This window comes from Telluria sp. ZB2R32 (assembly GCF_059685715.1).
Genome location: NZ_JCASIG010000002.1, coordinates 665,561 through 684,534, shown reverse-complemented (window position 1 = coordinate 684,534; position 18,974 = coordinate 665,561). Strand labels below are relative to the sequence as shown.

21 protein-coding genes and 1 pseudogene are annotated in these 18,974 nt (G+C 65.0%); 13 read left to right on the top strand and 9 right to left on the bottom strand.

Features of this window, described 5'->3' with window-relative positions:
- Positions 1–50: 50 nt before the first annotated feature.
- From AC56LG_RS08025 to yjgA, 4 genes are read right to left on the bottom strand one after another with little or no spacing between them, the layout of a single operon-like run.
- The gene (locus AC56LG_RS08025) at positions 51–251 is read right to left on the bottom strand and encodes a hypothetical protein (RefSeq protein ID WP_193688276.1); all 201 of its coding nucleotides are present in this window, start codon (positions 249–251) and stop codon (positions 51–53) included.
- A 49-nt stretch (positions 252–300) separates the two neighbouring features.
- On the bottom strand, positions 301–969 hold the full coding sequence (locus tag AC56LG_RS08020) for an alpha/beta hydrolase (protein ID WP_497165571.1): 669 nt from the start codon (positions 967–969) through the stop codon (positions 301–303).
- Positions 966–1,595: a molybdopterin adenylyltransferase gene (mog, locus tag AC56LG_RS08015; protein ID WP_497165570.1), complete on the bottom strand. Its 630-nt coding sequence runs from the start codon at positions 1,593–1,595 to the stop codon at positions 966–968. Before mog ends, AC56LG_RS08020 begins: the two co-directional genes overlap by 4 nt.
- Positions 1,585–2,184, bottom strand: a complete 600-nt coding sequence (gene yjgA / locus AC56LG_RS08010; protein ID WP_497165569.1) for a ribosome biogenesis factor YjgA — start codon at positions 2,182–2,184, stop codon at positions 1,585–1,587. The genes mog and yjgA overlap by 11 nt, the downstream gene beginning before the upstream one ends.
- Before the next feature lie 96 nt (positions 2,185–2,280).
- On the opposite strand from yjgA, the gene pmbA reads away from it, so the two are divergent.
- The 3 genes from pmbA to AC56LG_RS07995 are packed head-to-tail and all read left to right on the top strand — an operon-like array spanning position 2,281 to position 4,314.
- A complete protein-coding gene (gene pmbA, locus AC56LG_RS08005; RefSeq protein ID WP_497165568.1) occupies positions 2,281–3,633 on the top strand; it encodes a metalloprotease PmbA in 1,353 nt (450 codons plus the stop codon).
- 11 nt (positions 3,634–3,644) lie between these two features.
- Positions 3,645–3,884 (top strand): hypothetical protein, encoded by a 240-nt coding sequence (locus AC56LG_RS08000; protein ID WP_497165567.1) that lies wholly within the window; start codon positions 3,645–3,647, stop codon positions 3,882–3,884.
- 10 nt (positions 3,885–3,894) lie between these two features.
- Positions 3,895–4,314 (top strand): DUF1801 domain-containing protein, encoded by a 420-nt coding sequence (locus AC56LG_RS07995; RefSeq protein ID WP_497165566.1) that lies wholly within the window; start codon positions 3,895–3,897, stop codon positions 4,312–4,314.
- Here the strand turns inward: AC56LG_RS07995 and AC56LG_RS07990 are convergent.
- From AC56LG_RS07990 to paaX, 5 genes and pseudogenes are all read right to left on the bottom strand, one after another.
- A pseudogene (locus tag AC56LG_RS07990) lies at positions 4,311–6,042 on the bottom strand (response regulator). The gene AC56LG_RS07995 and the pseudogene AC56LG_RS07990 overlap by 4 nt on opposite strands.
- Positions 6,029–7,546 (bottom strand): ATPase domain-containing protein, encoded by a 1,518-nt coding sequence (locus AC56LG_RS07985; RefSeq protein ID WP_497165565.1) that lies wholly within the window; start codon positions 7,544–7,546, stop codon positions 6,029–6,031. Before AC56LG_RS07985 ends, AC56LG_RS07990 begins: the two are co-directional and overlap by 14 nt.
- Before the next feature lie 132 nt (positions 7,547–7,678).
- Positions 7,679–7,912, bottom strand: coding sequence for a hypothetical protein (locus AC56LG_RS07980; protein WP_497165564.1), 234 nt, complete (start codon positions 7,910–7,912; stop codon positions 7,679–7,681).
- Between the two features lie 58 nt (positions 7,913–7,970).
- Complete coding sequence (locus tag AC56LG_RS07975; RefSeq protein ID WP_497165563.1) at positions 7,971–9,104, bottom strand: M14 family metallopeptidase; 1,134 nt, start codon at positions 9,102–9,104, stop codon at positions 7,971–7,973.
- A gap of 164 nt (positions 9,105–9,268) precedes the next feature.
- Positions 9,269–10,207, bottom strand: coding sequence for a phenylacetic acid degradation operon negative regulatory protein PaaX (gene paaX / locus AC56LG_RS07970; RefSeq protein WP_497165562.1), 939 nt, complete (start codon positions 10,205–10,207; stop codon positions 9,269–9,271).
- A gap of 105 nt (positions 10,208–10,312) precedes the next feature.
- Between paaX and paaA the strand changes: the two genes are divergently transcribed.
- From paaA to AC56LG_RS07920, 10 genes are all read left to right on the top strand, one after another.
- Positions 10,313–11,302: a 1,2-phenylacetyl-CoA epoxidase subunit PaaA gene (paaA, locus tag AC56LG_RS07965; RefSeq protein ID WP_497165561.1), complete on the top strand. Its 990-nt coding sequence runs from the start codon at positions 10,313–10,315 to the stop codon at positions 11,300–11,302.
- A gap of 127 nt (positions 11,303–11,429) precedes the next feature.
- A complete protein-coding gene (gene paaB, locus AC56LG_RS07960) occupies positions 11,430–11,714 on the top strand; it encodes a 1,2-phenylacetyl-CoA epoxidase subunit PaaB (RefSeq protein WP_192052587.1) in 285 nt (94 codons plus the stop codon).
- 11 nt (positions 11,715–11,725) lie between these two features.
- Positions 11,726–12,493, top strand: a complete 768-nt coding sequence (paaC, locus tag AC56LG_RS07955) for a 1,2-phenylacetyl-CoA epoxidase subunit PaaC (RefSeq protein WP_497165560.1) — start codon at positions 11,726–11,728, stop codon at positions 12,491–12,493.
- Positions 12,493–13,023 carry a 1,2-phenylacetyl-CoA epoxidase subunit PaaD gene (gene paaD, locus AC56LG_RS07950; RefSeq protein WP_497165559.1) on the top strand — a complete coding sequence of 177 codons (531 nt, stop codon included), beginning with the start codon at positions 12,493–12,495 and terminating at the stop codon, positions 13,021–13,023. The genes paaC and paaD overlap by 1 nt, the downstream gene beginning before the upstream one ends.
- A 7-nt stretch (positions 13,024–13,030) precedes the next feature.
- Positions 13,031–14,107, top strand: coding sequence for a 1,2-phenylacetyl-CoA epoxidase subunit PaaE (paaE, locus tag AC56LG_RS07945; RefSeq protein ID WP_497165558.1), 1,077 nt, complete (start codon positions 13,031–13,033; stop codon positions 14,105–14,107).
- Positions 14,108–14,127: 20 nt separating this feature from the next.
- Positions 14,128–14,919, top strand: coding sequence for a 2-(1,2-epoxy-1,2-dihydrophenyl)acetyl-CoA isomerase PaaG (gene paaG, locus AC56LG_RS07940; RefSeq protein ID WP_497165557.1), 792 nt, complete (start codon positions 14,128–14,130; stop codon positions 14,917–14,919).
- Positions 14,920–14,921: 2 nt separating this feature from the next.
- A complete protein-coding gene (gene paaH, locus AC56LG_RS07935) occupies positions 14,922–16,484 on the top strand; it encodes a 3-hydroxyacyl-CoA dehydrogenase PaaH (protein WP_497165556.1) in 1,563 nt (520 codons plus the stop codon).
- Positions 16,477–16,911 (top strand): hydroxyphenylacetyl-CoA thioesterase PaaI, encoded by a 435-nt coding sequence (gene paaI, locus AC56LG_RS07930; RefSeq protein ID WP_497165555.1) that lies wholly within the window; start codon positions 16,477–16,479, stop codon positions 16,909–16,911. Before paaH ends, paaI begins: the two co-directional genes overlap by 8 nt.
- 27 nt (positions 16,912–16,938) lie before the next feature.
- Positions 16,939–18,255: a phenylacetate--CoA ligase PaaK gene (gene paaK / locus AC56LG_RS07925; protein WP_497165554.1), complete on the top strand. Its 1,317-nt coding sequence runs from the start codon at positions 16,939–16,941 to the stop codon at positions 18,253–18,255.
- 13 nt (positions 18,256–18,268) lie between these two features.
- Positions 18,269–18,868 carry a phenylacetic acid degradation protein PaaY gene (locus AC56LG_RS07920; RefSeq protein WP_497165553.1) on the top strand — a complete coding sequence of 200 codons (600 nt, stop codon included), beginning with the start codon at positions 18,269–18,271 and terminating at the stop codon, positions 18,866–18,868.
- Positions 18,869–18,974: the final 106 nt, after the last annotated feature.

Below are 18,974 nucleotides of genomic sequence, written 5' to 3'. Positions count from 1 at the left end.
ACCGGTTGAGTTACACACCCGCCAACAATCCCCGGTGATGCCGTCGATGCTCAAGCCAGCGCTTCCTTCGCCGCTTCTTCCGGACTCAAGCCGTCATAGAACAAATCGGTAAACCACTCGACCTGCTCCTCGATGTGGTCCTGCGCTTCCTTCTGCGTGGCGCCGCCGGCGACCAGGTGCTTTTCGACTTCGATGCACCAGTTAATCAGCGCCATCGTTTCTTCGTCGAGCTGCTCTTCTTTCTTGGCCATGATGACCTCCCAAGTAAAAACGGGAGCCGAGGCTCCCGAGGTTGAGGCGTTAAGCCAGTACTTTCTTCAACCACGCCGAGATGTCCTGCACCTCCTCGAAGCAGAGCGAATGCTGCATCGGGTACGCGTGCCAGTCGATCGTATAACCGAGGTCCTTGAGGATGTCGCGCGACTGCTCGCCGCGGATGAAGGGCACCACGTGGTCCTGGCGGCCGTGCGCCATGAAGATCGGGGTGTCGATGCTTTCCTCGGTGCGCTCGTGCGCCACCTTTTCGTTGAGCGGCAGGTAGCCCGACAGGCACAGCATGCCGGCCAGCTTTTCCGGATGGCGCAGGCCGGTCTGCAGCGTCATCGCGCAGCCTTGCGAGAAGCCGGCCAGGATGATCCGCGATGCCGGAATGCCGCGCGCTTTTTCGCGCGCGATCAGGGCTTCGACGTCGCGCTGCGAGTCACGCAGGCCGCCTTCGTCTTCGCGCCGCGTCAGTTCGGCGCCGGTGATGTCGTACCAGGCGCGCATCACGTAGCCGCCGTTGACCGTCACCGGAATCTGCTTCGCGTGCGGGAACACGAAGCGGACCGGTGGCAGCCCCTTTAAGTCGAGTTCGCGCACCAGCGGCACGAAGTCATTGCCGTCAGCGCCGAGGCCGTGCAGCCAGATGATGGCGACCGTCGGATTCGGTGCGGTGTCGATGTCGATGGTTTGCAGCAGGTCGCTCATGCATTTTCCTGAAGGGTTGTTGGCGCGACCGGACGCTGGGCGGACTTCGGCCGCCAGGCAGTCGTCACGGCCGGGTTGGTTTCCATGTACGGGCCGCCGATCAGGTCGACGCAGTAGGGGACCGCGGCGAAAATACCGCCGGCGACCACCTTGCCGTCGGCGTCCTTCAAGCCTTCGAGCGTTTCCTTGATCGCCTTGGGCTGGCCCGGCAGATTCATGATCAGCGCCGCGTGGCTGGCGGTCTCGCGGATCACCGCCACCTGGCGCGACAGGATCGCGGTCGGCACGAAGCGCAGGCTGATCTGGCGCATCTGTTCGCCGAAGCCCGGCATTTCCTTGGTGCCGACGGCAAGCGTCGCCTCGGGCGTGACGTCGCGCCGCGCCGGCCCGGTGCCGCCGGTGGTCAGCACCAGGTGGCAGCCGACGACGTCGACCAGTTCGACCAGGGTCTTTTCGATCTGGGTGCGCTCGTCGGGAATCAGGCGCGGCTCGATGCGGTAGGGCGTGGTGATGGCCGACGCGATCCAGTCCTGCAGCGCCGGAATGCCCTTGTCTTCATACACGCCGCCGCTGGCGCGGTCCGAGACCGACACCAGGCCGATGACGAGTTCCACTTCACTGCTCATCTGCGGGCTCATCGTCGTCCAGTGCGTCGTCGTCAGCCGGTGCGGCCTTCTTCTTGGTCAGGTCCTTCAGGATCTGGAACAGTTCGCGGTAAGCCTTCGGCGGCTTCGATTCGGCCTGCTCCTTGCGCGCATTGCGGATCAGGGTGCGCAGGTGCTGGGCGTCGAGTTCCGGGTTTTCCTCGAGCAGCTGCGTCAGCGCCTTGTCGTCGGTGAGCAGCTTTTCGCGGCGGCGCTCGAGCGCGTGCAGCGCGGCCGTCTCGGCTTTCGAGGCGCCTTTCCAGCTGTCGATGGTGCGCTGGATGACGGCCACTTCCTCTTCGGTGAGAGTGCGCATCTTCTTGCCGACGAACTGCAGCTGACGGCGGCGGCCTTCATGGTTGGTGATGGTCTGGCACTCGAGGATGGCGTCCTTGACGTCTTCCGGCATCGGCACGCGCTTGACGCGGTCGCGCGGCTCGGCAACGAGTTGCGCGCCGAGTTTCTGCAACTCGTCCATCTGGCGCTTCAGCTCAGATTTGGAAGGGCGTTCGTATTCTTGCTCGAACTCGTTGGACTGGAAGCCCACCGAGCCGCGGTTTGGATTTGGCATGGTATTTGAATAATCCGATTGGCGCTGAGCCGATCAGTAAAAACAGTAAACGGCTGCTATGATAACTGTTTTAGGGCTTGCGACGAAAAACACGATATGAACGACACCGTTTTTACCCACACCCAGGACCAGTTGAAAGAGCTGGCCCGTAACGTCCTCGCCTTTGCGCAAGAGCAGGGCGCGAGCGATGCCTCGGTCGAAATCAGCGAGGGCAGCGGGTTGTCGGTGTCGGTACGTCGCGGCAAGATCGAGACGATCGAGCAGAACAAGGACAAGGGCATCGGCGTCACCGTGTATGCCGGCCAGCGCCGCGGCAATGCCAGCACCTCCGATTTTTCGGAAGCGTCGTTGCGCGCCACCGTGGAAGCGGCCTGGAACATCGCCCGCTTCACCGCCGAGGACGACGCGGCCGGCCTGCCCGACGCCGACATGCTCGAGATGAACCCGCGCGACCTGCGCCTGTGCTACCCGTGGCAGATCAGTACCGAAGAAGCGGTGGAGCTGGCGCAGCGCTGCGAGAACGCCGCCTTCGAGGTCGACCGCCGCATCACCAACAGCGAAGGCGCCAGCGTCTACGTCCAGCAATCGCATTTCGTCGCCGCCAACACGCGCGGTTTCATCGGCGGCTACCCGTTCTCGCGCCACACGATGTCGATCGCGCCGATCGCCGGCAAGGGCAGCAAAATGCAGCGCGACGACTGGTACACCTCGGCGCGCGACCCGAAAAAGCTGGCCAAGCCGGAAGCGGTCGGCCGCTACGCCGCCGAACGCGCACTGGCGCGCCTGAACGCGCGAAAACTCGACACCCGCACCTGCCCGGTGCTGTTCGAAGCGCCGCTGGCCGCGGGCCTGCTGGGCGCTTTCGTGCAGGCGGTATCGGGCGGTGCGCTGTACCGCAAGTCGAGTTTTCTGCTCGATACGCTCGGCCAGCAGGTGTTCCCGAGCCATATCCAGGTCATGGAAGACCCGCACGTGATCGGCGAAGTCGGCTCCTCGCCCTTCGACGAGGAAGGCGTGCGCACCGTGCGCCGCAAGGTCATCGACAACGGCGTGCTGCAAGGGTACTTCCTGGGTTCGTATTCGGCCCGTAAACTCGGCATGAAAACCACCGGCAACGCCGGCGGCGCCCACAACCTCAGCATCACCTCGGACGAGACGAAGCTGGCCGACGATTTCGAAGGCATGCTGCGCAAGATGGGCACCGGCTTGCTGGTCACCGAACTGATGGGGCAGGGCGTGAACTACGTCACCGGCGATTATTCGCGCGGTGCTTCCGGCTACTGGGTCGAGAATGGCGTCATTCAATACCCGGTCGAGGAAATCACCATCGCCGGTAACATGCGCGAGATGTTCCAGCAGATCGTCGGCGTCGGCAACGACGTGCTGGCGCGCGGGAACAAATCGACGGGCTCGATCCTGATCGAGAAGATGGTTGTGGCAGGTAACTGATAAGGAATAGCATGAGCCGTTTTATCCGCATCGATAAAGAGAACAACCCGAAGAAGGCCGTGCTGCTGAACCTCGACCTGGTGGCATCGGTCGAACTGTCGCCCCAGTCCGACCTGCTCAGTTCGGCCGACGAAAAGCGCGTGTACATCAGCTGCCTGGCGCACGACAAGACGGTGATCGCCACCGTGCACTTCGATACCGTCGAAGATGCGCACGCGTGGATCGACAAGAACCTGGGCGTGCAGCTGTAAGCAAGGCGCCATGGCCAACAAGACGCTGCCGACCCCGGCCGACGCGCAGGGCTACCTTGCCGCCATCGACGACCCGGTGCGGCGCGCCGACTGCCAGGCGCTCGCCGCCTTGATGGAACGGATCACCGGCGCGCCGCCCGTCATGTGGGGCGCCAGCATCGTCGGCTGCGGCAGCTATCACTACCGCTACGCCAGCGGCCGCGAAGGCGATGCCCCGCTGGCCGGCTTCGCGCCGCGCAAGGGCGACATCAGCATCTACCTCAGCTGCGACCTGGCAGCGCGCGCCGACCTGCTGGCGCAACTGGGCCGCCACAAGACCGGCAAGGCTTGCCTGTACGTGCGCCGGCTCGACGAGATCGATATGACGGTGCTCGAACAACTGGTGCGCGAATCGATCGCCGCTACCGAAGCGCTGTACGGCAAATCCTAACCGGCCGCGGTTTCGCCTTCCACCTTTTGCAAGGCGCGTTCGACGATCGCCGCCAGCTCGTTCAACTGGAACGGTTTACGCAGCAGCATGTCGTCGCCGATCACCTGTTCGATCGCCCGCATGTCGGCATAGCCGGTGGCGATGATCATCGGCACGCCGGGCAGCTCCACGCGTGCGCGCTGCACCAGTTCGGCGCCGGTCATGCCCGGCATCAGGTAGTCGGTGATGATCAGGTCGGGCCGGATGCGCGTCAGTTCGCGCAGGCCGGTTTCGCCGTCGGGCGCCTGGGCCACCGTGTGGCCGAGCGCCTCCAACGATTCGACCATCGATGCGCGCACGAAGCCATCGTCTTCCACCACCAGGATGCGCGCGCCGGGACGCGCGGACGCGGCTACCGCGGCGGCAGGCGGCGGCAGTGCGTCGGCGCCGCTGCCCGCGGCGCGCAGCCAGATCTCCACCGTCGTGCCGACGCCCTGTTCGCTCAGGATGCGCGCCGCGCCGCCCGACTGCTGCGCCATGCCGTAGACCTGGGACAGGCCGAGGCCGGTGCCCTTGCCGACGTCCTTGGTGGTGAAGAAGGGTTCGAACACGCGCGCCGCCACTTCCGGCGGCATGCCCGCGCCGCTGTCGGTGACGGCGATGCGGACATAATCGCCCGCGGGCAGCAAGCCGGCGGGCGGCGTGGCCGCACCCGCGTGAAAGCGCAGCTGGCCGCCGCCGTCCATGGCGTCGCGCGCATTGATCGCCAGGTTCAACAGCGCCATCTCCATCTGGTTCATGTCGGCCATGACGCTCGCCGCCGGCGCGGCGATCTCGAACGACAGGCGAATGCTCGAGCCGAGCGAGGTCGCCACCAGTTCGCGCACGCCTTCGAACAGCGTGCCCACGTCGAGCGGGCGCAGGTCGAGGTTCTGGTTGCGCGAGAATGCCAGCAGCTGGCTGGTCAGCTTGCCGCCGCGCTGGCAGGCCCGTCTCGCCACTTCGGCGCTCTTTCGCGGCCTCGTCCTTCGACGTCAGGAGGATCAGGTCCATGCTGCCCTGGACCACGTTCAGGAGGTTGTTGAAATCGTGGGCGATGCCGCCGGTGAGGCGGCCGATCGCTTCCATCTTTTGCAGCTGCACCATCGCCGCCTGCACCCGTTCGCGCTCGATGACTTCGTTCATCAGGCGGTCGTTGGCTTGCGCCAGCGCGCGGGTGCGCTCGTCGATGCGCGCTTCCAGCGTTTCGTTCAGGTGTACCAGCGCTTCCTGGCTCTGGCGCAGGCTGGCGGCGGTGCGCTCGCGGTCGAGCAGCACGTCGCGCGCCTGGTACTGGCGCCGGCGCGCGCGCAGGCTCGACAGGGCGGCGCTGCGCAGCGTCTGCGCGTTCAGCGGGCGCTCGAGCAGGATCACGTTGCCCAGTTCTCCCAGACGGGCGCGGGTGCCGTCGGCCGGCACCCCTACAAGCCGCGTCAGCAGCACGATGAAGGGGAAGTCCGACCAGTGTTCCTGGGCGTCGAGCCAGGCGCGCAGGCGCGCGGTGTCCACGCCTTGCAGCGCTTCCTCGGCGAGGATGGCGGCGCCCGCGCCGGCGGCGATGCTGGCGGCGAAATCGTCGAAGCTGTCGATCACGGCGCAGCCGAAACCGTCGCGCGCCAGTACCGAGCACATGACCTGCGCGTCGCGTCCGTGGGGCGCGAAGATCAGGATGCGCTCGTCGCGTCTGGCGCCGGCGTCAGTCTTCGCCATGCGTTCTGGCGACCATCATCGGCGTCGAGCCATGGTAACTCGGCAGGCCGGTGAGCACGCCTTCGAAGCCTTCGAGCGGCTCGCCGACGCGCACGCCGTCGGAACCGAGCAGCAGCTCGTGGATGGTCAGCGCATGGCGCGTGGTGCGGCTCTTGATGACCGTGATGGCGCGCCGCAGGCGTCCGCTCGCTTCGAAAAAGCGCAGCAGTACGGTGCTGTCGGCCAGGTAGCTCAGGTCGACGTCGCTGTGCACTTCGCCGATCAGGCCGTGCTGGCCCAGCACCAGCACGGTGGTCACGCCTTGCTGGTTCAGGTAGGACAGCAGTTCGTGCATCTGCAGCGTCAGGTACTGCTCGCCGGGCATCGCCTGCAGGTAGGCGTTCAGGCTGTCGATGGCGATGAAGCTGACGTTGTGCTGCTCGACCGCGTCGCGCAGCATTTGGGCGAACTGGCCCGGCGAGAGCTCGGCCGGATCGATATGCTGGATGCGCAGCTGGCCGTTGTCGGCGAAGCGGCGCAGCTCCATGCCGAGCGAGGCGCAGCGCGCGAAGAAGGTGCCGAGGCCCTCGTCGAACAGGTAGAACGATGCCGTTTCGCCGCGTTCGAGCGCGGAGAGCAGGCAGCGCGCCGCCAGCGTGGTCTTGCCGATGCCGGACGGACCGACGACCAGGGTATTCGTGCCGCGCACCATGCCGCCGCCGAGCAGCGTATCGAAACCCGCCGCGCCGGTCGAACGGATCGCCGGGGTGAAGTCGAGCATGTGTTCGGCCGCAACCAGGCGCGGGTACATCGTGATGCCGCCGGTGTCGAGCGTGTAGTCGTGGTAGCCGCCGCGAAAGCGGATGCCGCGCATCTTGATGATGTTGACGCGGCGCCGCTCCTTGCCGAATTCCTTGGCGATCTGCTCCAGGCTGATGACGCCGTGGGCGATGCTGTGCAGGTGCTGGTCGGATGCGGCGGTTTTATCGTCGAGCAGCAGCACGGTGCAGCTGCGCGCCGCGAAGAACTGCTTCAGCGCCAGGATCTGGCGCCGGTAGCGCAGCGGGTTCTGGGCCAGCAGGCGCATTTCCGACAGGCTGTCGAAGACCACGCGCACCGGTTTCACGCGGTCGACCTGCTCCATCACGTTGCGCGTGGTTTCGCCCAGCTCGACTTCGGACGGGTGGAACACCGACTGCTGGGCATCGATATCGAGCATGCTGTCGCTGGCCAGTTCGAACAGCGACAAGGCCTCGATCGACCAGCCATGGCTGGCCGCGACGGCTTTGAGTTCGTTGGTGGTTTCGGACAAGGTGATGTACAGGCCGTGTTCGTCCTTCGTCAGGCCGTCGAGCAGGAATTGCAGGCCGAGCGTGGTTTTACCTGCGCCGGGCGAGCCTTCGACCAGGTAGATGCGCTGCGGCGTGAGGCCGCCGCCGAGGATGTCGTCGAGGCCGGCGATGCCGGTCGACATGCGCGGTGGTGGAGTGGGCTCTGCGGTGCGCAGCGAAGGTAGGGAATTCATCAAAACGGCCTGTCGAGTGACGGGCGCCTGTCGCGCGCCGTCCGGGAATGGGGGGCGATGCCGTCAAATCCGGCACTGCCGATTATGCGATTATAGAACGATTTACCGCCGTGCCAACCGCCTCCTTGCTCCTCAGGCGGCCTCGATCCGCTTCAGGCGCTGGCCGTAAATGCCCCAGGTAACATCGGCGCCGTCGACGGTGGCGCGCAATGCCCAGCCGGTGCCGATTTTCTCGACCGTGACCGGCGCTTCGATTTCCTTGGCCACCTTGGCGGCCCAGCCCTCGGCCGCGCCGCGGCCCTTGAATAATTCCTGGCCGTTGTAGACCACGGTGGCGTCGAAGACGGAGGCGGAAAAGATGCTCATGCTTGCTGCTTTCAAAGGTAAAAACGCCCCGGCTGGCGGGGCGTCGGTACTGGTTACTTTACTTCAGGGCGCGGATCGATTGCAGCACCGGCTGCAGCACCGCGGCGCCGAGGCGGGCGCTGCGCGCGCCATCCCAGCCCACTTGCGGGTCGGGGTCGTTGGCGTTGTCCTTGAACGGCAGTTCCAGGGTCAGCGACAGGCAGCCGAAGGCGTGCGTGATGTGGGGCGAACCCATGGTCAGCGTCTCTTCGGTATAGGGCGTGGCGCCGTAACCGTGCACGTCCTGGAAGTCGGGGCTGGCAATCATGAAGTTGTCGCTGAAGCGCTTCTGCGCTTCCGCCTGCTCGGGCGTAAAGGTCGGCAGCGATTCGCTGCCGGCGACGAACACGTAAGGCAAGCCTTCGTCGCCGTGTACGTCCAGGCACAGGTCGACGCCGGTCTCGTGCATCTTCTGTTTCACGAGGAAGACTTCCGGGCTGCGCTCCATGGTCGGGTTGAGCCACTCGCGGTTCAGGTTGGCGCCGGCCGCGTTGGTACGCAGGTTGCCGCGCACCGAGCCGTCCGGGTTCATGTTCGGGACCACGTAGAACACGGTTTCCTTCAACAGCTGGCGGCCGAACGGATGCGCCGGATCGAGCAATGCATCGAGCATGCCTTCGACGAACCATTCCGCCATCGTCTCGCCCGGGTGCTGGCGTGCGATGACCCAGACTTTTTTCTTCTCAAGCGACGGCTCGCCGATGACCAGCATGTTCAGGTCGCGGCCGTCGACGGTCGAACCCAGGTCGACCATGCGCACGTTCTCGCTCATCTGCGCGCGGTCGAGCAGTTCCAGGTGGCGTTCCCACGAATACGGCTCGAAATAGGCGTAATACACGCTGTCCATGCCCGGCGTGTGGTTGATCGTCATCACCTGGCCGTCGAAGCTGGTCGGCACGCGGAACCAGTTGATGCGGTCGTAGCTGGCCATCGCCTGGTAATCTTCCCAGCCGGCCGGATACGCGGCCTGGCCGGCGTTCAGGAAGCGGATGGTGCACGGCTCGCTCGCCGCACCCTGCAGGCGGAAGTAGAACCACTGGATGATGTCGGCGTGCGAATCCTTGCGGATGTTCAGGTCGATGGCGTTGGCGCTGGTGGCGTTCACGATCTCGATGGCGCCAGCGTCGAACTGGCTGCTGATCTTGATAGACATGGTGTGTCCCGTAGAAGAGGCGTAAAGCCGAGATGATACCCGGTTTCGGGGTGGGTTTGAGGGCGCCGATGTGCATGCGATGATACCGTGTGGACACAAGTGTCCACCCTACGTAGGGTGCGCACTCGTGCGCACGCGGCCTCGCCGGGTGATTATCTGCGCGATCATCGCAATCCCCCAAACCGCCGATAAAACGCCTCGTCCGCCGCCGGCGCCGCCTCATCCTCGCGCCGCAACACCGCATCGATATGCACTTCGGCCTGCACAGCGACTACCCGGTACACCTCGCGCGCCACCGCATACGCGTCCGACCCCGGCCACGGATCGGGCAGCAGTTCGATCGGCAGCATCGGGTCGTGCAGCTGCAGGCGCCGGTAGGCATGGATCAGCAGCGAACGGATCGCGAACGCATCCGCCGGCGCCACCGTCGGCGCCTCGCGCAGCAAAGCCAGCAGCGGTGTGAACTGCGCAATGAAATCGACATAACTGCGCGCCACCGCCGTCAAGTCCCAGCCTTCGCCCACCAGTTCCTGCAAGGGCCGCGAGCCGACGCCGGGCAGTTCGGCCGCACTGACCACGAATACCTTGGCGCGCGCGCCGGTACGCCCGAGCGCGTCGAGCAAGCCTTCGGGGTCGGCGCCGGGATGCGCCAGCAGGCCCGGCCCCAGCATGGCAAAGCCTTCCCATTCGAGTTCCTTGCGCACGGCCGTGCGCAGGTCGGCGTCGATGCTGCCGTTCGGGGCCATCACCAGCGTCCAGCGCCCATCCCAGTGCAGGCCGGGCGGGGCGTAGATGCGGCGGTTGGCGCGCTGGAAGCGCGGCAGCGATTGCGGATCGAAGGCGTAGCGGCTGCGCCGTCCCTCGCGGCTGGCGCCCAGCCAGCCTTCCTGCACCAGCCGGAACACGCTGGTGCGTACCAGGCGGTCGGTCACGCCGAGCGGGGCCAGCAATTCGATCAGGCTGCCCAGCCAGGCCGCGCCGCCATGGGGCGCGATGGCGTCGCCCATCACCGTCATCACCAGGGATTTCGAACGTAGGGTTTCTAAAGAAAGTGCCTGCGCGATCCACTCCTCGGTACTGGTCAACCTGGTCAGTTGTTCCATGCAATCCCGTCTTCTGTTTTACCCAACATGATTCAAAATTTCGGTGTACATCTCGTTTTCTGTATCGTATTATTGTTGGACGATGTTTGCAATGGGAGACTGACCATGTACGCGCAACTGGTAGAAACGGGCCTGAAAAAGGTCCAGACGGCAGAAGACATGAGTGCGGAAGAGCAGGCCTTCCAGGCCCGCATCGACGCCGGTGTGAAAATCGAAGCGAAGGACTGGATGCCGGACGCGTACCGCAAGACGCTGGTACGGCAGATCTCCCAGCACGCGCACTCCGAAATCGTCGGCCAGCTGCCCGAGGGCAACTGGGTGACGCGCGCGCCGACGCTGAAGCGCAAATCCGTGCTGCTGGCGAAAATCCAGGACGAGGCCGGGCACGGGCTGTACCTGTACAGCGCCGCCGAAACGCTGGGCGTGTCGCGCGACGAACTCCTGGCCGCGCTGCACTCGGGCAAAGCGAAATATTCGAGCATTTTCAATTATCCGACCCTGAGCTGGGCCGACATGGGCGCGATCGGCTGGCTGGTCGACGGCTCGGCGATCATCAACCAGATTCCGCTGTGCCGCTGCTCGTACGGTCCGTATGCGCGCGCCATGATCCGCGTCTGCAAGGAAGAATCCTTCCACGCGCGCCAGGGCTACGACATCATGATGAGCCTTGCCAAGGGCACGCCGGAACAGAAGGCGATGGCGCAGGATGCGCTGAACCGCTGGTGGTGGCCATCGCTGATGATGTTCGGCCCGTCGGACGCCGAATCGGTCAACAGCGCGCAGTCGAGCAAATGGCGCATCAAGCTGTTCTCGAACGACGAACTGCGCCAGCGCATGGTCGACCAGACCGTGCCGCAAGCCGAATACCTCGGCCTGACGATTCCCGACCCCGACCTCAAGTTCAACGAAGCCACCGGCCACTACGAATTCGGCGAGATCGACTGGAGCGAATTCCACAACGTCCTCAAGGGCAACGGCCCCTGCAACCGCGAACGCCTGCGCACGCGCGTCAAGGCATGGGACGACGGCGAATGGTTCCGCGACGCCCTGGTCGCCCACGCCGACAAGCAAGCCGCCCGCAAAGCCGCCGCATAAGAATTTGTTCGAGACGGTAGTGCACCGCGTGGGCACTCCGTGCCTACGCGGTGCAGCGCCTGCTTCGTCGAACACGAAGCAGCATCGCCTGCGAACGTCAACAAAATAGAAACACCGGAGACAAACCATGAGCAAAGAATGGCCCCTGTGGGAAGTATTCATCCGCAGCCAGCACGGCCTCGCCCACAAACACGTCGGCAGCCTGCACGCCCCTGACGCCGAAATGGCGATCAACAACGCGCGCGACGTCTACACACGCCGCAACGAAGGCGTCTCGATCTGGGTCGTGCGCGCGATGGACATCGTCGCCTCCAGCCCGTCCGACAAGGAAGCGCTGTTCGAGCCGGCCAACAGCAAGGTGTATCGCCACCCGACCTTCTTCCCGATGCCGGAAGAAGTCAAAAACCTGTGAGCGCGGCAGCCATGGACGTAAAGATCGCGAATCTAAAGCTCGAATACCTCCTGCGCCAGGGCGACAACGCCCTGATCCTCTCGCAGCAGCTGAGTCAACTCTGCGGCAAGGGCCCGGCGCTGGAAGAAGACATGGCGCTGACCAACGTCGCCCTCGACCTGCTCGGCCAGACGCGCATGTGGCTGACCTATGCCGGCGAGCTGGAGGGGCAGGGACGCGACGAAGACAAGCTCGCCTTCCACCGCGACGCCCATGATTACCGCAACGTCCTGCTGGTCGAGCAGCCCAACGGCAGCTATGCCGACACGATGATGCGCCAGTTCCTGTTCGACACCTGGCACTACTTCCTGATGCAGGGCCTGCTGAAGTCAAACGACCCGCGCATCGCCGAAATCGCCGAAAAGTCGTTCAAGGAAGTCACTTACCACCTGCGCCGCAGCGGCGACCTGGTGGTGCGCCTGGGCGACGGCAGCGAGATCAGCCACGCGAAGATGCAGGCGGCGCTGGACGACCTGTGGATGTACAGCGGTGAAGTGTTCATTTACGACGCGGTCGACAACGCGATGGTCGAGCAGGGCATCGCGCCGCCGGTCGACGGCCTGCGCGCCGCCTTCCTCGAACACGTGAGCGAAATCCTGGCGGAAGCCACGCTGACCATGCCGTCGCCCGACGCCTGGATGCAGCGTGGCGGCAAGGCCGGCCGCCACAGCGAACACCTCGGCTTCATCCTGGCCGAGATGCAGTTCCTGCAGCGCGCCTATCCCGGGGCCGAATGGTAATGGATGCAGTAGTGAGCACCGGCGGCGTCACGATTGAGCAGGTCTGGTCCTGGCTGGGCGAGGTGCCGGACCCGGAAATCCCGGTCATCTCGGTGGTCGACCTCGGCATCGTGCGCGACGTCGCTTACGAGGGCGACGAAGTCGTGGTGACGATCACGCCGACCTATTCCGGCTGCCCGGCGATGCAGGTCATCAGCGAAGCCGTCACCGACGCCCTGCATGCGCACGGACTCGAGAAAGTAAAACTGGTCAGCCGCCTGTCTCCCGCCTGGACCACCGACTGGATGAGCGAGAGCGGCAAGGCGGCCTTGAAGGGCTACGGCATCGCTCCGCCGGTGCAGCAGGCGATCGACATCAGCGGCTTGCGTGGCGGTGTCAAACGCGGCGCCTTTGTCGAACCCGAAGTGACTTGTCCGAACTGCGGTAGCAAGCACACGCAATTGACCAGCCAGTTCGGCTCGACTCCGTGCAAGGCGCTCTACAAATGCCTCGATTGCCGCGAACCCTTCGATTACTTCAAGTGCCACTAAACCAAAGATGAGCAAATTCTATCCACTCACCGTGGCCAAGGTGAAGCACGAAACGCGCGACGCGGTCGCCGTTACCTTCGCCGTGCCGCCCGAACTGAAACAAACCTTCGCCTACCAGCAGGGCCAGCACCTGACCCTGCGCGCGATGATCGACGGCGAAGACGTGCGCCGCTCGTATTCGATCTGTTCAAGCGTGCAGGACGAGCAGCTGCGCGTGGCGATCAAGAAGACGCCCGGCGGCCTGTTCTCGAACTGGGCCAACGACAGCCTGCAGCCAGGCGCCACGCTCGACGTGATGCCGCCGATGGGCCACTTCAACGTGCCGCTCGACCCGAGCAGCGAACGCCACTACCTGGCATTCGCCGCCGGCAGCGGCATCACGCCGATCCTGTCGATCATCAAGACCACCTTGCTGGCCGAGCCGAAGAGCCGTTTTACGCTTGTCTACGGCAACCGCGCCTCCTCGTCGGTCATCTTCCGCGACGAGCTGACCGACCTGAAAGACGTCTACATGGGGCGCCTGAAACTGGTCTACGTGATGAGCCGCGAGCAGCAGGACATCGAACTGTTCAACGGCCGCATCACCGGCGAGAAGTGCAGCGCTTTCCTGAAAAGCTGGATCGACGCCCAGGACATCGACGTCGCCTTTATCTGCGGCCCGGAAGACATGATGCACGGCGTCTCGAAATCCCTGCAGGACGCCGGCATGGCCAAGGAAAAGATCCGCATCGAGCTGTTCGCCGCCAGCATCCCGAAACACGAGCACAAGCCGCGCCCGGTCGTCGAAGGAACACGCCACCAGACCGAAGTCACCGTGATCATGGACGGCAGCGGCGCGAGCTTCACGATGGACAAGGACAAGGAATCGATCCTCGACGCCGGCCTGCGCGCCGGCATCGACATGCGCTACTCGTGCAAGGGCGGCGTCTGCTCGACCTGCCGCTGCAAGGTCGTCGAGGGCAATGTCGAGATGGACGTGAACTATGCACTCGAAGACTACGAAGTCGCGCGCGGCTTCGTCCTGAGTTGCCAGGCCTTCCCGATCACCGACAACGTGATCGTCGATTTCGACCAGCACGAATAAAAACAAACGGAGGAGACACCATGCGCTACGAATCGATCCTGTTCACCATCAACGACGGCGTCGCCGTCCTGACCCTGAACCGCCCCGACCGCCTGAACAGCTTTACCCAGGCCATGCACCTTGAGGTGCGCGACGCTCTCGACAAGCTGCAAGCCGACAAAACGGTGCGCGTGCTGGTGCTGACCGGCGCCGGGCGCGGTTTCTGCGCCGGCCAGGATCTCGCAGACCGCGCCGTCAGCCCCGGTGCGCCGGGCGTGGATCTCGGCGAATCGGTCGAAAAATTCTATGCGCCGCTGGTCATGACCCTGCGTTCGCTGCCACTACCGGTCATCTGCGCCGTCAACGGCGTGGCCGCCGGCGCCGGCGCCAACCTGGCCCTGGCCTGCGACATCGTGCTGGCCGCGAAATCGGCCAGTTTCATCGAAGCCTTCTGCAAACTCGGGCTGATTCCGGACACCGGCGGCACCTGGCATTTGCCGCGCCTGATCGGCATGGCGCGCGCCACGGGACTGGCCATGCTGGGCGAAAAACTCTCGGCCGAAAGGGCGGAAGAGTGGGGCCTGATCTGGCGCAGCGTGCCGGATGAGGCGCTGATGGAAGAAGCGCTGGCCATGGCCACGCACTTCGCCAGTGCGCCCACCAAAGGCCTCGCATTCACCAAACAAGCGCTGCAGGCCAGCTACGCCAACACGCTGCCCGACCAGCTGAAACTGGAAGGCGAGATGATGCGCGAACTCGGCTACAGCCACGATTACCGCGAAGGCGTCGCCGCCTTTATCGCCAAGCGCCCGGCGCAGTTCAAGGGAGAATAGGCATGGCGGGTCTGGCGAGGGGCAGCATCGTTGCCGTGATCGGCAGCGGCGCCATGGGCGCCGGCATCGCCCAGGTGGCGGCCGCCAGCGGCCACGAGGTGCGCCTGTTCGATACGCGGCCCGAGGCGGCAAGCAAGGCCATTGACGCCATCGGCAAGGTGTTTGCGAAGCTGGTCGACAAGGGTCGCATGGGCGCGCTTGAGGCCGACCTGGCGCGCGAACGCCTGCAAGCGGTCGGCTCGCTGGCCGACGTCAAGGAGGCGGCGCTGGTGGTCGAAGCCATCGTCGAAAACCTCGACGCCAAGCGCGCCCTGTTCGCCGAACTGGAAGGCATCGTCGACGCGCGCTGCATCCTGGCGACGAACACCTCCTCGATTTCGGTCACGGCGATCGGCGCCCAACTACGCCACCCCGAACGCCTGGTCGGCATGCATTTCTTTAATCCGGTGCCGCTGATGGCGCTGGTCGAAGTGGTCAGCGGCCTGGCGACCGACAAGCAGGTAGCCGACACCGTCTACGCCACCGCGCACGCCTGGGGCAAGGACCCGGTGCATGCGAAGTCGACGCCCGGCTTCATCGTCAACCGCGTCGCCCGTCCCTACTATGCCGAGGCGCTGCGCCTGCTGCAGGAAGGCGCGGCCGATGCGCCGACGCTGGACACCGTCATGCGCGACTGCGGCGGTTTCCGCATGGGTCCCTTCGAGTTGATGGACCTGATCGGCCACGACGTGAATTTTTCGGTCACGCAATCGGTGCACGCGGCCTACTTCGGCGATCCGCGCTTTACGCCATCGGTACTGCAGCAGGAACTGGTGAATGCCGGTTTCCTCGGCCGCAAATCGGGCCGCGGCTTCTATCGCTACGGCGACGATGTCGTGGCCCCGGCCGTGCCGACCGAGCCGCAAGCGGTGCGCCCGCACACGGTCGGCATCAGCGTCGCGCGCGAAGTCACGCGCAGCGTGCTGACGCCGATGGAAGCGAGGTTGACCGACGCCGGCTTGAGCGTCGCCCACCGCGAACCGCTGGCGGGCGCCGAAAAGCACGAGGCGCCGGCCCTGCACACGAATGGCGTCGCCATTTTCCTGTCCGACGGCCGCAGCGCCACCGAGCGCGCCGCCGCCAACCATCACCCGAACACCGTGGTCTACGACCTGCTGTTCGATGCCGCCCGGGCCACGCGCATCGCGCTGGCGCGCGCCGATCAATGCAGCGAAGAAGCCTGGCAAGCCGCCGTCGGCCTGTTCCAGGCGGCCGGCTTCACGGTCACGCGCATCGACGACGTGCCCGGCATGGTCGTGATGCGCACCATCGCCATGCTCGCCAACGAAGCGGCCGACGCCGTCAACCAGGGCGTGTGCAGCGCCGCCGCGGTCGACATTGCGATGCAGAAGGGCGTGAACTATCCGCGCGGGCCGCTGGCCTGGGCCGATACGGTCGGCATCCATCACATCGTCACCGTGCTGGCGAATCTCGCCGCCACCTATGGCGAAGACCGTTACCGGGTCTCGCCGCTGCTGCGCCGCAAGCTCGCGGCCAATCCATCCGGAGCACGTTTCCATGCATAGCAATCCGCAAGCCTTGGCCGAACTGGCCGGCAAGACCATGTACGAGCGCGACCCGGCCAGCCAGGCGCTGGGCATGACACTCGACGAGATCCGTCCCGGCTACGCGCGCATGAGCATGCGCGTGCGCGCCGACATGCTCAACGGGCACCAGACCTGCCACGGCGGCTTCATCTTCATGCTGGCCGACAGCGCCTTTGCCTTCGCCTGCAATTCGCACAATTTCAACACCGTTGGCGCGGGCTGCACGATCGATTACCTGGCGCCGGGCCGCGAAGGCGACCTGCTGGCGGCCGAAGCGGTCGAGCAGGCGCTGGCCGGCAAAACCGGCGTCTACGACGTCACGGTGAAAAACCAGGAAGGGCGCACGATCGCCCTGTTCCGCGGCAAGTCGCACCGCGTGAGCGGGATGGTGGCGAACGTCGACTAAGTCCATAGCTGAAAATAGGAGGTCCAGATGGTCCAACGTATTCCCTCGCCCGGCGAGCTGGAACCGATCGAACGCGCCAGCCGCGACGAACTGCAGGCATTGCAATTGAAGCGCCTGCAATGGTCGCTGCAGCATGCCTACGACAACGTGCCGCACTACCGCAAGGCCTTCGATGACGCCGGCGTGCATCCCGCCGACCTGAAGTCGCTCGCCGACCTGGCGAAATTCCCCTTCACCGAAAAGAAGACCCTGCGCGACAACTACCCGTTCGGCCTGTTCGCGGTACCGCGCGAGCAGGTGGTGCGCGTGCACGCCTCGTCCGGCACTACCGGGCGCCCGACCGTGGTCGGCTATACGAAAGGGGACATCGACGTCTGGGCCGACATGGTGGCGCGCTCGATCCGCGCGGCCGGCGGCCGTCCAGGCGACATGGTCCACGTCGCCTACGGCTACGGCCTGTTTACCGGCGGCCTCGGCGCCCACTACGGCGCCGAGCGCCTGGGCTGCACCGTGGTGCCGATGTCGGGCGGACAGACCGAAAAGCAGGTGCAGCTGATCTGCGATTTTCAACCGTCGATCATCATGGTCACGCCTTCGTACATGCTGAATATCGTCGAGGAATTCAAGCGCCAGGGCCTCGATCCGGCGGCGTCTTCGCTGAAAGTCGGCATCTTCGGGGCCGAGCCGTGGACCAACGAGATGCGCCGCACCATCGAGACTGAAGCCGGCATCGACGCGGTCGACATCTATGGCCTGTCCGAAGTGATGGGGCCGGGCGTGGCCAGCGAATGCATCGAGAGCAAGGATGGCCCGGTGATCTGGGAAGACCATTTTTATCCCGAGATCATCGACCCGGATACGGGCGAAGTGCTGCCCGATGGGGAGGAGGGCGAGCTGGTATTCACCTCGCTGTCGAAAGAAGCGCTGCCGATCATCCGCTACCGCACACGCGACCTGACCCGTTTGCTGCCGCCGACTTCGCGTTCGATGCGGCGCATGGGCAAGATCACCGGCCGCTCGGACGACATGCTGATCATCCGCGGCGTGAACGTGTTCCCGAGCCAGATCGAGGAACTGGTGCTGAAAATGCCGGCGCTGGCGCCGCAGTACCAGCTGGTGGTGGCGCGCGACGGCCACCTCGACACGCTGGAAGTGTTCGGCGAATTGCGCGAGGCCGGGCAATCGCAGGCTACCGTGGACGCCCTGGCGCGCGAACTGCAGCACTGCATCAAGACCTATGTCGGCGTATCGACGAAGGTAACGCTGACGCCGCCGATGGGCATCGAACGCACGATGACCGGCAAGGCGCGGCGCGTGGTCGACCGCCGTCCCAAGAACACATAAGGAGAAACCAATCATGGTCAAGGTCTACGAAATCGACGGCGTGCGCCCGGTGGTGCACCCGACCAGCTACGTGCACCCGACCGCGGTGCTGATCGGCGACGTGATCGTCGGGCCGCGCTGCTACATCGGCCCGCTGGCCTCGCTGCGCGGCGACTTCGGCCGCCTGGTGCTGGAAGAGGGCGCCAACGTGCAGGATTGCTGCGTGATGCACGGCTTCGAAGACGGCGAGACCGTGATCGAAGTCGATGGCCACATCGGCCACGGCGCCGTGCTGCACGGCTGCCGCGTGGGCCGCAACGCCATGGTCGGCATGAACGCCGTCGTCATGGACGGCGCCGTCGTCGGCGCAGAGTCGATCGTCGCCGCCATGAGCTTCGTGAAAGCCGGCATGGTCATCCCGCCGCGCAGCATGGTGATGGGCACACCCGCCAAGGTGATGCGCGAACTGAAGGATGAAGACATCAAGTGGAAAAGCTTCGGTACACAGCAGTACCACCAGCTCACCGAACGCTCCTTGAAAACGATGCGCGAAGTCGAAGCGTTTACGGAAATCGAACCCAACCGCCCCGCCTTCGACTTCAGCGCCACCGGCGGCCACACGCCCAAAAAATAACCGGCGGCCCGTACCCCAAAACACATCTATACGTAGGGTGGAGTCCTGACTCCACGCGGTACGCCATCTGCACACCACCTGCGCAAGTACCCTGAGGAGACAAAGA

What these genes read in the sequence shown, in the direction of transcription:
- AC56LG_RS08025 (WP_193688276.1), bottom strand. Translation starts at nt 251, where the DNA reads ATGGCCAAGAAAGAAGAGCAGCTCGACGAAGAAACGATGGCGCTGATT.
- AC56LG_RS08020 (WP_497165571.1), bottom strand. Translation starts at nt 969, where the DNA reads ATGAGCGACCTGCTGCAAACCATCGACATCGACACCGCACCGAATCCG.
- mog (WP_497165570.1), bottom strand. Translation starts at nt 1,595, where the DNA reads ATGAGCAGTGAAGTGGAACTCGTCATCGGCCTGGTGTCGGTCTCGGAC.
- yjgA (WP_497165569.1), bottom strand. Translation starts at nt 2,184, where the DNA reads ATGCCAAATCCAAACCGCGGCTCGGTGGGCTTCCAGTCCAACGAGTTC.
- pmbA (WP_497165568.1), top strand. Translation starts at nt 2,281, where the DNA reads ATGAACGACACCGTTTTTACCCACACCCAGGACCAGTTGAAAGAGCTG.
- AC56LG_RS08000 (WP_497165567.1), top strand. Translation starts at nt 3,645, where the DNA reads ATGAGCCGTTTTATCCGCATCGATAAAGAGAACAACCCGAAGAAGGCC.
- AC56LG_RS07995 (WP_497165566.1), top strand. Translation starts at nt 3,895, where the DNA reads ATGGCCAACAAGACGCTGCCGACCCCGGCCGACGCGCAGGGCTACCTT.
- AC56LG_RS07985 (WP_497165565.1), bottom strand. Translation starts at nt 7,546, where the DNA reads ATGAATTCCCTACCTTCGCTGCGCACCGCAGAGCCCACTCCACCACCG.
- AC56LG_RS07980 (WP_497165564.1), bottom strand. Translation starts at nt 7,912, where the DNA reads ATGAGCATCTTTTCCGCCTCCGTCTTCGACGCCACCGTGGTCTACAAC.
- AC56LG_RS07975 (WP_497165563.1), bottom strand. Translation starts at nt 9,104, where the DNA reads ATGTCTATCAAGATCAGCAGCCAGTTCGACGCTGGCGCCATCGAGATC.
- paaX (WP_497165562.1), bottom strand. Translation starts at nt 10,207, where the DNA reads ATGGAACAACTGACCAGGTTGACCAGTACCGAGGAGTGGATCGCGCAG.
- paaA (WP_497165561.1), top strand. Translation starts at nt 10,313, where the DNA reads ATGTACGCGCAACTGGTAGAAACGGGCCTGAAAAAGGTCCAGACGGCA.
- paaB (WP_192052587.1), top strand. Translation starts at nt 11,430, where the DNA reads ATGAGCAAAGAATGGCCCCTGTGGGAAGTATTCATCCGCAGCCAGCAC.
- paaC (WP_497165560.1), top strand. Translation starts at nt 11,726, where the DNA reads ATGGACGTAAAGATCGCGAATCTAAAGCTCGAATACCTCCTGCGCCAG.
- paaD (WP_497165559.1), top strand. Translation starts at nt 12,493, where the DNA reads ATGGATGCAGTAGTGAGCACCGGCGGCGTCACGATTGAGCAGGTCTGG.
- paaE (WP_497165558.1), top strand. Translation starts at nt 13,031, where the DNA reads ATGAGCAAATTCTATCCACTCACCGTGGCCAAGGTGAAGCACGAAACG.
- paaG (WP_497165557.1), top strand. Translation starts at nt 14,128, where the DNA reads ATGCGCTACGAATCGATCCTGTTCACCATCAACGACGGCGTCGCCGTC.
- paaH (WP_497165556.1), top strand. Translation starts at nt 14,922, where the DNA reads ATGGCGGGTCTGGCGAGGGGCAGCATCGTTGCCGTGATCGGCAGCGGC.
- paaI (WP_497165555.1), top strand. Translation starts at nt 16,477, where the DNA reads ATGCATAGCAATCCGCAAGCCTTGGCCGAACTGGCCGGCAAGACCATG.
- paaK (WP_497165554.1), top strand. Translation starts at nt 16,939, where the DNA reads ATGGTCCAACGTATTCCCTCGCCCGGCGAGCTGGAACCGATCGAACGC.
- AC56LG_RS07920 (WP_497165553.1), top strand. Translation starts at nt 18,269, where the DNA reads ATGGTCAAGGTCTACGAAATCGACGGCGTGCGCCCGGTGGTGCACCCG.